The organism is Arthrobacter sp. 2RAF6, assembly GCF_052115205.1.
GTDB lineage: Bacteria > Actinomycetota > Actinomycetes > Actinomycetales > Micrococcaceae > Arthrobacter.
In genome coordinates this window covers 87,139-100,486 of record NZ_JBFRGF010000005.1, presented here as the reverse complement: position 1 = coordinate 100,486, position 13,348 = coordinate 87,139, and the positions used below count along the sequence as shown (strand labels likewise).

Below are 13,348 nucleotides of genomic sequence, written 5' to 3'. Positions count from 1 at the left end.
CTGCCTTCCCTGACAGAGCCGTCTACCGGATGGAGCACTGGCCTGCGGACCAGCGTGTCGCGACACCCAACCAGGAGTCGCACCCGGTCTTCAGCGGGCGAGGATTCTCCGCCCGTCCCCTCTGGACGACAGAACTTCAGCCTGCTCCCACTGCACCTGGCCAAGGACCCCAGCCATACATTGGATAGATGGGTAAGGCTGGATATTGGTATTTGTGAAATGTCTCATACGACCGCAAGGTAGACCGTAAGGGCTGCTTCACCCTCATAATCCTGACGAAAGGCGTCTCTCCCCATGATCAAACTTAGCGTGGACATGCAGCGCTGTGATGCCAATGGCACATGTGCTGCCTTGATGCCGGACGTGTTCAGGATCGACCAGGACGGCACGCTCGAACAGCTGCTTTCCGATGTTGAGGAGGAGCGCGAGGGTGAGCTCGAAGAGGTAATCCTGTGCTGCCCGATGGGAGCGATCTCGCGATCATGACCACCCACTCTCAACTCCCAGAATCCAGATAGGAAGTACGACTATGCTCCAGACCGCTACGGACATCGTCATCATAGGTGGGTCCACGGCAGCACTGCGCGCTGCTGAGACCGTTAGTCGCCGGGCCCCGGAACTGGAGATCACCATCATCAGTGCTGAGGTGCATCTGCCCTACGAGCTGCCGCCGTTGTCGAAGATTCCCTTGAAGGATCACCTCGATATCGAGTCTCTCGTTTACCCGGTGGCCCGTGATCTGCGGGCGAAGGGCGTCGATTACCGCCTCGGAGAACGTGCCACGGCCATCGATCCGGTGGGCCGGGTCGTCAGCACTGATACCGGTGAGGTCAGCTACCGGGCCGCTATCATCACGACCGGTTGCGAACCGATCGTGCCTCCAATGTTCCGAGGCCAGCAGGACGTGTTCGTGCTGCGCCGGTTCGACGACTCGGTGGCGCTGCGCAAAGCCGTAGAAGATCGTCATCGTTCCGTGGCCATCGTCGGCGCCGGCTTCATCGGTGGCGAATTCGCTTCGACCTTGATCAGCGACGGCCGCGAGGTTTCGCTGGTCGACCTATCAGCGCACCCCTTGATCCGCTTCGGTGAAGCGGTCTCCGACGTTTATGAAGAACTCCACCGCAGCAGGGGAGTTGCAACGTTCTTCGGCGTGGGAGCAACCGGGACGATCGAGCGGGGTGGCCGCCGGTTCTTGGAGCTCAGCGATGGGCGCGAGGTCGCAGCCGATGTGATTGTCGTGGGAGTGGGCGTGCGCCCGGCCGTTTCCTGGCTGGATTCCTCGGGAATCCAACTGGATAACGGCATCATCGCCGATGAGAATCTCCAGACCGTCGAAGGCGTGTTCGCCGCCGGCGACGCCGTACGCTGGCCCAACGCCCGATTTGACTCAATTATGCGTATCGAGCACTGGACGACCGCCGCCGAGCAGGGACGCGGAGCCGGGCTGAATGCCGTGAATTACCTCAACAATGAGCCACTCGTTCCCTTCGTGAACGTCCCCTTCTTCTGGTCGGATCAGCACGGCCAGAGAATCCAGTGGGCAGGCCACCAGGTGGGAGGCGAGCAAGTGGTTTCCAACCACAACGAGAGCGGCGAGCTGTTCCTCTTCCGCAACGGTGATCTCGTAACCGGTGTCCTGGCCTTCGAACGGCGCCAAGAGTTCGTGCAATTGCGCGCGAAACTCCGCAACCCACTCACATGGGATGTCGCCCTCAGCATTGCTTCGGGCTTCGAGCCCGCGGCCACAGCGGTACCAGTGCCGTGACCGTCCACAGACGCCGCTATGTTTCCTGTCCATGCGGCTCCCTCCTGGAAGGAAACGATGATGACGAGCTCGTCAGCTCCGTACTTACACACTTGAGGGAAATACATCCAGGTTTGGACTACGACCGGGACCAGATCCTACTAATGGCCTACTGACCAGCCGAGACGGACTTGAAGAACGCACGTGGCTCGCCCCGTACCGTCGCGTTAAGGCTCAGGGCGAGCACGGCATCAGTAAGAGCCGGACCATCACGTGCCGGATTCCATAGTGGGGCCGCTCAGCCAGCGTAGGCGCCGAGCGATTCCAAGCCACATCTTCGGCGCCAGGTTGAGGAGCGAAGATCCAATATATAAGCGCTTCCCTTGCGCGCTGGGTCGACATTCGTGTCCATCGCGCCGCCTTCGAATTCGAGCGACGTTTCAGGGATGGTCTTTCGAAATTGCCCGAACAACTTTGGGACAAGCCACTCACCAAAGGAATGGAGGAAGCCCATTGAAATGACCCCATGTTCCGGATCCCTCAGTGTTCGGATGCGATCTGCACGACGGTGCACTTGGGATCCAAAGGATACCGTTTCAGCGCGGCGGTACAACCCACATCAATTCAGGAGCTTTAATGTCAGTCAAAACACCCGGCCGAATGAAATCGGTACTATTTTCGAGTTTTATGGGAACCGCTATCGAATTCTACGATTTCCTTCTTTACGGCCTGGCCGCCAGCCTCGTGTTTGCCCCGCTCTACTTCGCAAATCTGTCGCCAGCAATGGGGATGATCGCATCTTTCGCGACGTTGGCTGTTGGATATCTGGCCAGGCCGCTGGGCGGCTTGATCTTCGGCCCCTTCGGAGATCGCCTCGGACGAAAGAAGATGCTCGTCCTGACGATGCTCATGATGGGTGGCGCGAGCTTCTGCATCGGGCTGATCCCGACCCAGGCAGCAATTGGTCAGCTTGCACCCCTCCTGCTGATCACCCTGCGCGTGATCCAGGGCATAGCCGTCGGCGGGGAGTGGGGAGGAGCGGCATTGATGGCCATGGAGCACTCGACGCGGGAACGCCGCGGGTTCTCCGCCAGCTTCGCTAACATGGGTGGTCCCGCCGGCGCCGCCTTGGCGACCGTCGTGTTTAGCCTGTGCAGCATGATGCCCGAGGAAGCGTTCATGAGCTGGGGCTGGCGAGTGCCTTTCCTTCTCAGCGCCGTTCTTGTGGCCATCGGACTGTTCGTCCGCCTCAAGGTCGCCGAATCACCGGTCTTCCTCGAAGCTCAGCTCCAGGCAGCCTTGTCTCAGGAGCGCCGGCGAAACCCTCTCCTCGAGGTGATTACCAAATATCCGCGCGCCGTCGTCATCGCATGTCTAGGAACGATCATGGCTTTCGCCGTCCAGTCCCTGCTGGCCACCTTTGCCATGCCGTACGCCATCGCTGCAGGCCACAACCGATCCGAGGTTCTCTGGATCAGCCTCGGGACCCAAGTGATCCATGTGTTCACGATCCCGATGTTCGCAGCCCTCTCTGACAGGATCGGCCGTCGCAAGGTCATGGTGACGGGCGTGATCGGGATGATCATCATGATTCACCCCATCTGGTTGATGGTCGCTGCAGACAACCTCCTGCTGCTCTTCCTAGCCTTCCTGATCGGCAACCCAATTCTCCAAGCCATGGTTTACGGGCCCACCGCCGCATACATTTCAGAGATGTTCGGTGCCGAATCCCGCTACACCGGCGCTTCCCTGGCCTACCAGGTGTCCGCTACCCTGGGCGGCGGTCTCATTCCTCTCGCGGCCACCACCCTGCTGGCAGTCCGCGGTGGTAACGACCCGGTTTACGTGTCGGCCCTGGTCGTGGCCATCGGCTTGATCAGCCTGGTCGCGCTGCTTGTGCCTGGTCGTCGCAAAAAGGACAAGACTCAAGGGGAGATCAAGACCGCGGTCCCCGTCGAGTAGTGACAGGAGCAGAGCGTCCCCCGGCTGAACACTGCGCCTGGGGGCGCTCTTCTTTTTACGCTTGCGGCCGCAGACGGGCCAAAGCAGTCGCTCCTTGCAACGTGCGTCCTCGCCCTATCATTTCGGCCCGGCCGTCCCGGACCACCGGTCCTGGGCCGGGAGTGAGCGACCGGCCACAGCGACGATCGGCGGTGTACCGGAGAAGTATCTGTTCGTTCATGATGCCTTCGCCGGTGATGACGACGTCCCAGCTGTTTGCAGGCGACGAAGTCCTGCAGGTCCAGAAGGTACCGGCGCCTGAAACCTGCGGTTCTTGGTAGCAAACGCTGGAAGTTCATTGTCAAAGGACGACGTGAAACCCCTTGCGGACCGGCCTAGCCGGCGGCCCAGGTCTCCGAACTGTCTTCCGCGCTGTCCGTCCCAGGACGCCAGGGGGCAGGGCGGCCTATTGAGGAAAATGATTAGCTGTTATTGTTCATTCGATGAATCATTCGTCCCCTTGGCCAGTCTTTCGCTAGCGTGACCGGAAACCCACGAGGCAATTTGAGTGCGGGAGTTGAAACCGAGTTTCGCCAAAATGCGCTCAACATGGCCCCCTATCGTTCTGGGTGACACTACGAGTTCGGCAGCGATGTCCTTGTTGCTTCGGCCCTCGGCAATCAGAGCGGAAATTTGAGCTTCCCGCTTAGTAAGTGCAGTATCCGCCTGCTCTTCGTAGAGCCCCAGGAACCCCACCCCCGCGTTACGGTGCCCGACGCTTCCCTGTGTGGAGGGCATCATGGCATCTACGGAGGCGTATCCCGTGCGTGCCGCGCTTAGTGCGAGCTCAATTGCTTGCTCTTGCGATGGTTCAGGGCGGCCAGCAAGAATTGCATCGAATTCAGTGGCTCCGAGCTCGCGCCGTACCTGGGCCGCCATCTGCTCGAAGTCCCTTACAACTGGACCGAACGCCGAAATTGCGGTGCCGATTCCACGCCATACAGCCTGGGCTGCATGATAGAGAACAGCTGCAGATTCGTAGTGCCCATTGGAGGCAGCTGTCCAGGACATCTGCTCTATCGTCAGAGCGATGCAAAGACCATCGGGGAAATCACGTTGCGTTTCAAGTGCAGCGATCTGCGACTGTCGCGCTGCGTTCAGGTCCCCAATGTGCCACTGACACAGGCCCATGACTGCGTTGCCATAGGAGCGGGCCCAACGTTCGCCATAAGTATTGCTTACTTCTAAAACCTCGCGGCAGGTAGCGAGGGCTTCCTCTATCCGGCCAGCATACATTTGCGTCCACGCGAGAAGGAACGATGCATAGAGTACCCACGCGGTATCGCCGACTTGGCGGTGGACGGAAATAGCCGCCGCAAAAAGCTCCACAGCCTGCTCCACGTGACCCTCGAATACCTCATATAGGGCCTCCCAATGATCCGCCTGCGCCGCCAGTGCCGGATCCTTCAGGTTCTCTGCAATCACGCGGCATTCTGCGATATGGCGGCGCGCTGGTTCCCTGTCACCCTGCACGAGGCAGATCCAGGCCGCAACCCATAAGGCCCCGCCTCGTTCAGGACCAGGATCAGTTGCCAACTTAAGCATCCGGTCGAGCCACCGTCTGCCGTCGGCAAGGTTTCCTCCCGCCGCCCAGTGGTACCGCAGCAGGGCGGCAAGGTGCAGTCCCGCACGTTCCTCACCGGCGGTCGAGGCTGACCATTCAAGCGCTGAAAGAAAGTTTGCGTGGTCCCGACGCGCTGCCATAAGCCGCTCCGCCTGGTGCGGGCCACACCAAAGTTCAACCGTGGCAGCGGCCCTGGCCAGATAGTGGTCCCGCTGACGTCGGCGAATTTCCGTAGTCTCCCCGATTGATTCAAGAAGCTCTGTACCGTACTCCCGGAATGTCATGAGCTGCCGGTACCGAACGCGGACGCTGCCTCCTGTTTGGGTGTCATAGACTCCCTCTGCGATGACCAGCGACTTAGCAACAAGATGGTCAATCAGATCAAGCACACCGTGGCGCGTAAGCTGGCCGAAGCCGCAGACCTCTTCGGCAGCCTCGACATCGAAGCCGCCCGCGAAGACTGAGAGCCGCGCCCAGAGCAGCCGCTCATCCAAACTGCAGAGTTCATAGCTCCAGTCAACGAGAGCCCTGAGGGTCTGCTGCCGTGGCATGGCCGCCCGACTGCCCCCAGTAAGCAAATCGAAGCGCCGGTCAAGCCGCTCGAGGAGTTGCACGATGGACATTGCGCGTAGCCGGGTGGCCGCCAGTTCGATGGCGAGCGGGATCCCATCAAGCCTTTGGCACAGCTGGGCCACCGCCAGCCTGTTACTCTCGTTTATTTCAAAGTGTGGGTCAACACTCCGAGCCCGGTCTACCAGCAGGCGAACGGAGTCGAAGGTTTCGATCGCCGCACGTTCCGAGGCCGAGTCGATAGGAGCTGCAAGAGGGAGCACGCTGTAGACCTGCTCCCCGAATATGCCAAGAGGCTCCCTGCTCGTGGCGACAATCCTCAACTTCCCAGCGCGGTCAAGAAGCCGGGCCGCCAAAACCGAGACCGCATCCAGTAAGTGTTCACAGTTGTCGAGAACAAGAAGGAGGTGCCGGTCCTGGACAAAGTCGGCAATTCTTTGCAGGGATGACCGATTGGACTGATCCGGGAGCCGCAGGGCGGCCGCAATCTGCGATCCGACCAGAGCGCCGTCCTCGAGCTCAGCGAGCTCGACTATCCAGACGCCGTCGCCGAAAACCTTCCGGGATCGTGAGGCCAGCTCCACAGCCAGACGCGTCTTGCCGACGCCGCCAGGGCCCACCAAAGTCAGAAGCCGCGAGCGTGACATCAACTCGCGTGCCTCGGTGAGTTCGCGGCGTCGTCCGATGAAGCTCGTCAGATTGTGCCCTTCATGGGAACGGCTGATCGGTGCATCAGTACTCATGATCCTCCTGTGATGCACAAAACAATACAGGTATCAGATGGGGTCATCTGACCCGTTTCTATTCAAGCAAAGGCCGATCAGACTGGAAGCAGTTACAGGATGATGCAACAGGAACTTCGATGGGAAGAACGATGAAACGCAGCGGGACCTTTACACCCCAATGCCGATTCGAAGTAAGCAACCAGGCGGCGGCAAACCACACCACCCTTAGGGTCCAGCTGTCCGGATAAAGCCGTCCGCGGTCCCGGAGCCGGGACGGACTGCCGGAATGCACCGAAACGGTGGCCGATGCCCCAGCTTCCTATATCGAAAATTCCTACCATGACCCATTCAGCTACATCCGACCTCTGACTCCTGGTCTCGGGACGTCTCTGCCGTTGACGCGGCAAGGATCAACCCAACCCGTCTTGTCGGTTCTGCGGAGCGTTCCCTATGAGAGAGGCATCATGACAGAGACGTCAATGGTCAAAGTGCTCAAAACCAGTATTGCCGACGCCCTGTGTACCGGTCGAGACCCCGGCTGGCCGACCCACCCTGAGTACAATTTCCAGCAAGATTCAGCAGCTGTGGGCCCAAAAGCTGAGCGTTGCAGGACACTCTCCAGACCCCTGGCATTCTGCAACAAAAGTACACACCGTCCCACGGACCGCTGCCAGGAGCTGCTCGACGGCTGAACATTAGGCCAAGCGGTCCGAAGAATGGACGCTGCCATATAAGTGTTCTTGTTCAATACCTTTATGATCCGCGACGCTGATCAAGCGCCTCACCCTTGCCAAAAGCAGTTGAGCGAACGTCGGTAATCGGCCTCTCTGGGCCGGATTTACACAAACCGCTGCCGCACCTGAAGCCGCTCCGGGCGCTTCCTTTGACGCCCTTAGTCCAAACCTTTCTACAAGTAGGAGAACACATGTCACTCACTGTTGAGCGACCAAACGACCTCGATCGCATGCGCTTCTTCATTGATGGAGCCTGGGCGGAACCGAGCACAGGCCGAACCCAAAACCAGGTAGAGGCAGCCACGGGTGAGATCATCGGTGTAGCCGCACTGGGCTCTGAGGCGGATATTGACGCAGCCGTAAAAGCTGCGCGACGCGCCCTCGATGATGGTCCTTGGGGCAGAAGTACGGCCGCTGAGCGCGCGGTGACGCTACGCAAGTTTGCCGAAGCGCTTGAACGGCGAGCCGAAGACACATCTGTGCTCGTCAGCCGGGAAAACGGCATGCCTATCGGGCTTTCCCAAATGCTCAATGGCGGCGCCCCAGCAGCACTTCTAAGGATCTATGCCGATGTAATAGAGAACTTACTGTTGGAAGAGGTGCGGCCGAGCCAGGCAGGATCAACCATAGTCCGCCGTGAGCCCGTCGGCGTGGTCGGTGCGATAGCACCTTGGAACTTCCCACAGGCATTGGCCATGTTCAAAATCGCGCCCGCCCTGGCCGCGGGCTGCACTGTTGTGCTCAAACCGTCACCGGAAACCGCGCTTGATTCCTATATGTTTGCTGATGCTGCCCGCGAAGCGGGCCTGCCCGAGGGTGTGCTCAACATCGTTCTTGGCGACCGCGATGCTGGCGCTGCCCTCGTGTCGCACCCACTCGTTGACAAGATTGCCTTCACTGGGTCCACGGAGGCCGGCAGGATCATCGGCGCAGAATGCGGACGTCTAATCCGCCGAAGCACACTTGAACTTGGTGGGAAATCCGCGGCGGTCTTCCTCGAGGACGGCAGTATCGAAACGTTTCTGTCTGGGCTGGACAACGCCTCGTTCCTCAACAACAGCCAGACGTGCACCACTCAATCCCGCATCCTGATAGCGCGTTCCCGATATGAAGAGGTCGTGGATGCGGTCGCCAATTTCGCAGACTCATACAAGCTCGGTAACCCGCTCGATCCATCAGTCACAATGGGTCCGATGGCCACCGAAAGGCATCTCGATCGCGTTTTGGGTCACATAGGCATAGCTAAAAATTCCAACGCGCGACTCGTCACGGGCGGCAGTCGTCCAGCCGAGTTGGAACAGGGGTGGTTTATCCAGCCAACCGTGTTCGCTGATGTCGACAACAACGACCGTCTTGCCCGGGAGGAAGTCTTCGGCCCGGTCATGGCGCTCATCCCGTTCGAAAATGACGAGGATGCCATCCGGATAGCCAATGACAGCAATTATGGCCTCGGAGGGTCTGTCTGGAGCGCGGACGAAGACCGGGCGTTATCTGTTGCACGACGGGTACGCACCGGCACGATCGGGCTGAACTACTACACCCTGGACCTCGGGGCCCCCTTCGGCGGTTTCAAAGACTCCGGCATCGGCCGGGAACTGGGCCCGGAGGGTATCAACGCCTACCTCGAATACAAATCGATTTACGGCTCTTCCAGGTACCTGTCTGCATAGGCAAGGCACCTAGAACCCATGACATGCACACCCTGCAGGGACTGCAGAAGAAGGAGTTCGAACACCATGACCAATCCGACAGAGGTCGTTGACGCATACTTCGCCGGAGTAAAGGCCGGAGCCGCCAGCGCGGTAGCAGCACTGTTCGCGCCGGATGCCAAGTTGATCAATGCCGCGGGGACAGTCCGAGGCATGATGCGATAAAGCGGATGTACGAAAACGGACTAGCTCCAGGGCCATGACACCAACGCCTCGGCCGCCGATCGTGAACGGACAGCACGTCGCGGGGAAATAGACCTGGACGCAAACGGAGTTCCTCTCAAGCTCGGTGACTTTTTCACCATCAAAGACGGAAAAATCCAAAGCTTGACCATTTACAGCCTGACACCCAGTGATGCCGGCTTGTTCGACAAGGTGGGCGTGGATGCCGGCACCTAGCGAAGAGGTAGCTGACTGGCAGGAAACATCAGGTTCAGCCGCACCCCAATGCAGTGCAGTTCAGCAATTTATGAGGAGAACATATGAAGGTTGCAGTTTTCGGTCCTGAGCGTCGGGTTGGCATTATCCGGAACGAAATGGTGGTCGACGCCAATGCCGCCTACGCCAAATATTTGGCAGAGACCACTGACCTAGCCCGGCCCCAAGCGCAAGCGGACGCGAACGTCCCTTTCGAGCTAAGTGCCTTCATCTCTGAGGGTGCAGGTGCCCTCGACGGAGCAAACAACGCTGTCGAGCATCTGTGGTCCCAAACAGACGATGACCGCGGTCTTCGGGGCGAGCAACTCTGCTTCAGGCTCGGGGAGGTGGAACTTCACGCCCCGGTTGCCAAAGAGGCGCGTATCTTTTGCGCGTTGGCCAACTTTCATGACCACATGGAGGCCGCCAGCAAGAACAGCTCGGCCGAAGACACTACGGCAGTCCTGGACCGACTCGTCAAGGGTGGGCCGAAGTACTTTCTAAAGGACCACCGCGCGGTATCTACTGACGGACAAGAAGTGCGCTACCCGCAGCGGACACAGCGCCTCGACTATGAGGCGGAAATCGCCATTGTAATTGGCAAGCGCGGCCGGGACATAGCCAGCGATGACGCGCTTCCATACATCTGGGGTTACACATTGCACAACGATTGGTCTGTTCGGGACAACGTCTCGTTCGGCCCTGATTTCATGCATTCAAAAAACTTTGACACCTCTGCCACCATTGGTCCGTGGATCGTGGTGGGGGAGGGGCTTGATCCTCAAGACATCCCCATCGAATGCCGCGTCAATGGCGAGATTAGGCAGAGCGGAAACACCAAATCGATGGTGCACGACTTCGCTGCATTCATTCAGCATGTGTCGGCCGACACGACACTGTATCCGGGTGATCTTGTCAGCAGCGGTACGCCCAAGGGAACTGCCATTGATTCAAGCCAGCAGCAGGCAGACGGATCGCACCCAGAAACGCTGTTCGTCAAGCCGGGAGATGTTGTCGAAGTGTCCTCCAGCCTCGTGGGGACACTCCGGAACCAAGTTGTCAAAGCTACCAAATAAATCTTCGCCCAGATTATGCCGGCACGCATAAATGTGCCGAGGTGCACCCTATTCACACAAGGAAGACATGACATGACCCAGAAGCAACATAGTGTAGGCGGTGTCCTCTATGACCGTCCTTTTAAAATCCGCCGGCTTAACCACTTTGGCATCAGCGTGGAGGACACGGGTGCCTCCCTGGCGTACTACTCAGGCCTGCTTGGGTTTTATCAGGCGGACGCCCTGGACCTTCAGAAGTACGATTCAGGACCCTGGCTCGATGGCCTTGCGGACACGAACATCTATTTCCTCCGCCACAACAGCGACCATCACACTTTCGTCCTGATGCCCCGGCCGTGGGTTGAGCACATGGACTCTCCGGCACGTGGAGACCTTACTATCAACCAAATCACCTGGCAGGTAGGGAGCCTGCGTGAAGTTGTCGAGGCTCGCCTGTGGCTCGAGTCGTTGGGCAACAAGATCGAGCGCTATGGACGTGACCCGGGATCCAATTGGCACACGTACTTTCCTGACCCCACTGGGCACACGAACGAGTTGGAATATGGAATTGAACAGGTCGGCTGGGACGGCCGCAGCAAGCCCGAAGTTCTGTGGCCCTGGGCCAATGAACACCCATCGCTGCCGACGAGGTCCGAAGCAACCGAACTCGCCGCCGCTGAAGCTGACGGAGTAGATCTGACCTCAGGCTACCGGTGGGTGGATGAGCTGCCGAAGACCTTTGACGTCGGCGGAGTCCTTCTGTCCCGGCCGTTCAAACCTGTCCGCATCGGCCCTGTCAGCATCTTTGTCGAGGACGTGACCGCGGCAGAGCAGTTCTACACAGAGCGGCTGGGGCTCACCAAAAGCGAGGAGACCACGGTTAACGGGCACCGGGTCGTATTCCTGCGGGCCAACACGGAACACCATAGCCTCGGGCTGTTCCCTCTGGAACTCCGCAAGGGGTTGGGGGTCAGCGAACATACGACCTTGCTAGCCTTCGGCATCCAGCTCGGTTCCTATGAGCAGCTTCGTGCGGCACGAGCCTTCCTTGACGAACATGGAGTGAAGCTAATTAACCTGCCACAAGAAATTCACCCAGGCATCGACTACGTGATCCATGCGGTCGATCCGGACGGGCACGTCATGCAGCTGTACTACTACATGGAGCAGATCGGATGGGATGGCAGTACACGGCCCGTGGCCGAGCGACGGACCGTGGACCCAGATAACTGGCCAGAGACTCTGACTTCATTGTCCGACACCTTCGGGGGAGAAACATTCTGGGGACCCGTCGGTTGAGATTTTTCAATTGGCCTTCCGCCTGTGGCTGCGAGGCATCTAGGCAGCAGGAGCTCGTGGCCGAGAAAGAAGCGACCTTGGAAAATTACCCGGACTGGAATCGGCTTATCGGAGCATACGTTGAAGTCCGCCGGCAAAAGCAAACCATCAGGTGCGGCGTCGTCGATGATGCCATGCCTGACTCCTCAATTCTGTGGCTCGCAGCCGACGGAATCCACCGGCGGAGCATGTATGAGGCGGTGGAAGGCTACTCCGTCTGGGTGGAACCTCAACAGCTGATCGGTGAAGCCGCCTACCGAATGACTTCAAACCAGCTTTACCCGCAGACGCATTGGAAATCGGGTACGAGGCAGCCCCTACCCAGAATTTTCGGGGTTATGCCGGGGCCACTTCCTACCCTGCTCCGGCCCGAATCATAAGTGGGCAGCGTTTTCCTGGCCTCCTTCGAACGACGGAGAGGACCTGGAAATGCGTAAACATTCATCAACCCTTGGCACGCGCCAAGGTGCCTCTGAGAGGAAAACGGCATGAGCCGGATAGTAATCAGCGGAGCTTCAGGAGACCTGGGGCGCCGCGTAACAAAGCTTTTGTTGAAAAACATCCCGAACATAAATCTCACTCTCGTGACCCGGACGCCGGAGAAGCTGTCCGATCGGGCAGCCGAGGGCATCCGTGTTCTGCAGGGGGAGTATCAAGACCGTGAGTCCCTGGATTCGGCCTACCTTGGAGCTCAGACGCTGTTCCTCATTAGCGGACTGAACCTTGGACGCAGGATTTCGGAGCACCGCAACGCCATCGCCGCCGCCCAAAAGGCAGGCATCCGCCACATCGTCTATACCTCGGTAAGCGGGGTGCAGCCTAACAACCCGGCAATGTCGGCCAAAGATCACTATCAGACGGAACTCGATCTCCGGGCTTCAGGTCTCAATTTCACTTTTCTCCGCAACGCCCTCTATTCCGAAATTGTCAGCAGCATCCAAGTCGCGCCGGCGGCTGCAACTGGCCGGTTGGAAATGGCGACTGGCTCCGGTTGCCTGGCACCAGCGGCGAAGGCCGACGTGGCAAGGGCAGCCGCCGCCGTACTTCAGGATCCGCAGGAACATGAAGGAGCTGTCTATGAAATAACCGGGCCCCAGCTACTGAGCTACGACGATATTTCGCGGATCGGATCCGAGATCTACGGCACTCCCATTGCGTATACACCGGTGACACCGGCCGAGCGGCAGGCCTTCTTCGATTCGGTAGGCATGCCCAGAACCTACGACCCGAGCATGCCGCCAAATCCAGATGGGCACCTATGGGCCAGCGACGAGCTCGTGACAGCAGACATGGCAGTAGCACAGGGATATCAAGCCGTTCTCTCCCAACACATCAAGCAGATCACGGGACAGGAGCCCGAAACGCTGCGATCCGTCATGGAGCGCGTGAAAGCTGTGCGGTACGACCTCATCGAAGAAACAGCCTGATACCAGCTTCCCCGCTCACGCCCCAACAAACCCCTGAGCCCGTTGGAACTCAACGAATTATGCG

General features: G+C 59.1%; 9 protein-coding genes. 8 read left to right on the top strand and 1 reads right to left on the bottom strand.

What is annotated here, in order from left to right:
• The first annotated feature begins 294 nt into the window (after positions 1 to 294).
• The 3 genes from AB4Z38_RS05555 (at position 295) to AB4Z38_RS05545 (ending at position 3,706) form a co-directional block, all read left to right on the top strand.
• Complete coding sequence (locus AB4Z38_RS05555; protein WP_441428798.1) at positions 295 to 486, top strand: ferredoxin; 192 nt, start codon at positions 295 to 297, stop codon at positions 484 to 486.
• A gap of 43 nt (positions 487 to 529) precedes the next feature.
• Positions 530 to 1,765, top strand: coding sequence for an NAD(P)/FAD-dependent oxidoreductase (locus tag AB4Z38_RS05550; RefSeq protein WP_441428797.1), 1,236 nt, complete (start codon positions 530 to 532; stop codon positions 1,763 to 1,765).
• A gap of 666 nt (positions 1,766 to 2,431) precedes the next feature.
• On the top strand, positions 2,432 to 3,706 hold the full coding sequence (locus AB4Z38_RS05545) for an MFS transporter (RefSeq protein WP_441428796.1): 1,275 nt from the start codon (positions 2,432 to 2,434) through the stop codon (positions 3,704 to 3,706).
• 468 nt (positions 3,707 to 4,174) lie between these two features.
• On the opposite strand, the gene AB4Z38_RS05540 is transcribed toward AB4Z38_RS05545, so the two are convergent.
• Positions 4,175 to 6,622, bottom strand: a complete 2,448-nt coding sequence (locus AB4Z38_RS05540) for a LuxR C-terminal-related transcriptional regulator (RefSeq protein ID WP_441428795.1) — start codon at positions 6,620 to 6,622, stop codon at positions 4,175 to 4,177.
• Positions 6,623 to 7,568: 946 nt separating this feature from the next.
• Between AB4Z38_RS05540 and AB4Z38_RS05535 the strand changes: the two genes are divergently transcribed.
• The 5 genes from AB4Z38_RS05535 to AB4Z38_RS05515 all read left to right on the top strand — a co-directional run bounded on the left by AB4Z38_RS05535 (position 7,569) and on the right by AB4Z38_RS05515 (position 13,284).
• Positions 7,569 to 9,008, top strand: coding sequence for an aldehyde dehydrogenase (locus tag AB4Z38_RS05535; protein WP_441428794.1), 1,440 nt, complete (start codon positions 7,569 to 7,571; stop codon positions 9,006 to 9,008).
• A gap of 66 nt (positions 9,009 to 9,074) precedes the next feature.
• A complete protein-coding gene (locus AB4Z38_RS05530; protein WP_441428793.1) occupies positions 9,075 to 9,212 on the top strand; it encodes a hypothetical protein in 138 nt (45 codons plus the stop codon).
• Positions 9,213 to 9,529: 317 nt separating this feature from the next.
• A complete protein-coding gene (locus tag AB4Z38_RS05525; protein WP_441428792.1) occupies positions 9,530 to 10,540 on the top strand; it encodes a fumarylacetoacetate hydrolase family protein in 1,011 nt (336 codons plus the stop codon).
• A gap of 72 nt (positions 10,541 to 10,612) precedes the next feature.
• Positions 10,613 to 11,818: a VOC family protein gene (locus AB4Z38_RS05520; RefSeq protein WP_441428791.1), complete on the top strand. Its 1,206-nt coding sequence runs from the start codon at positions 10,613 to 10,615 to the stop codon at positions 11,816 to 11,818.
• Positions 11,819 to 12,345: 527 nt separating this feature from the next.
• Positions 12,346 to 13,284 (top strand): SDR family oxidoreductase, encoded by a 939-nt coding sequence (locus AB4Z38_RS05515; protein WP_441428790.1) that lies wholly within the window; start codon positions 12,346 to 12,348, stop codon positions 13,282 to 13,284.
• Positions 13,285 to 13,348: the final 64 nt, after the last annotated feature.

Bases quoted from the DNA above. Each gene is read 5' to 3' on its own strand.
- AB4Z38_RS05530 (WP_441428793.1), top strand. From the start codon at position 9,075: ATGACCAATCCGACAGAGGTCGTTGACGCATACTTCGCCGGAGTAAAG.
- AB4Z38_RS05555 (WP_441428798.1), top strand. From the start codon at position 295: ATGATCAAACTTAGCGTGGACATGCAGCGCTGTGATGCCAATGGCACA.
- AB4Z38_RS05550 (WP_441428797.1), top strand. From the start codon at position 530: ATGCTCCAGACCGCTACGGACATCGTCATCATAGGTGGGTCCACGGCA.
- AB4Z38_RS05540 (WP_441428795.1), bottom strand. From the start codon at position 6,622: ATGAGTACTGATGCACCGATCAGCCGTTCCCATGAAGGGCACAATCTG.
- AB4Z38_RS05520 (WP_441428791.1), top strand. From the start codon at position 10,613: ATGACCCAGAAGCAACATAGTGTAGGCGGTGTCCTCTATGACCGTCCT.
- AB4Z38_RS05535 (WP_441428794.1), top strand. From the start codon at position 7,569: ATGCGCTTCTTCATTGATGGAGCCTGGGCGGAACCGAGCACAGGCCGA.
- AB4Z38_RS05545 (WP_441428796.1), top strand. From the start codon at position 2,432: ATGGGAACCGCTATCGAATTCTACGATTTCCTTCTTTACGGCCTGGCC.
- AB4Z38_RS05515 (WP_441428790.1), top strand. From the start codon at position 12,346: ATGAGCCGGATAGTAATCAGCGGAGCTTCAGGAGACCTGGGGCGCCGC.
- AB4Z38_RS05525 (WP_441428792.1), top strand. From the start codon at position 9,530: ATGAAGGTTGCAGTTTTCGGTCCTGAGCGTCGGGTTGGCATTATCCGG.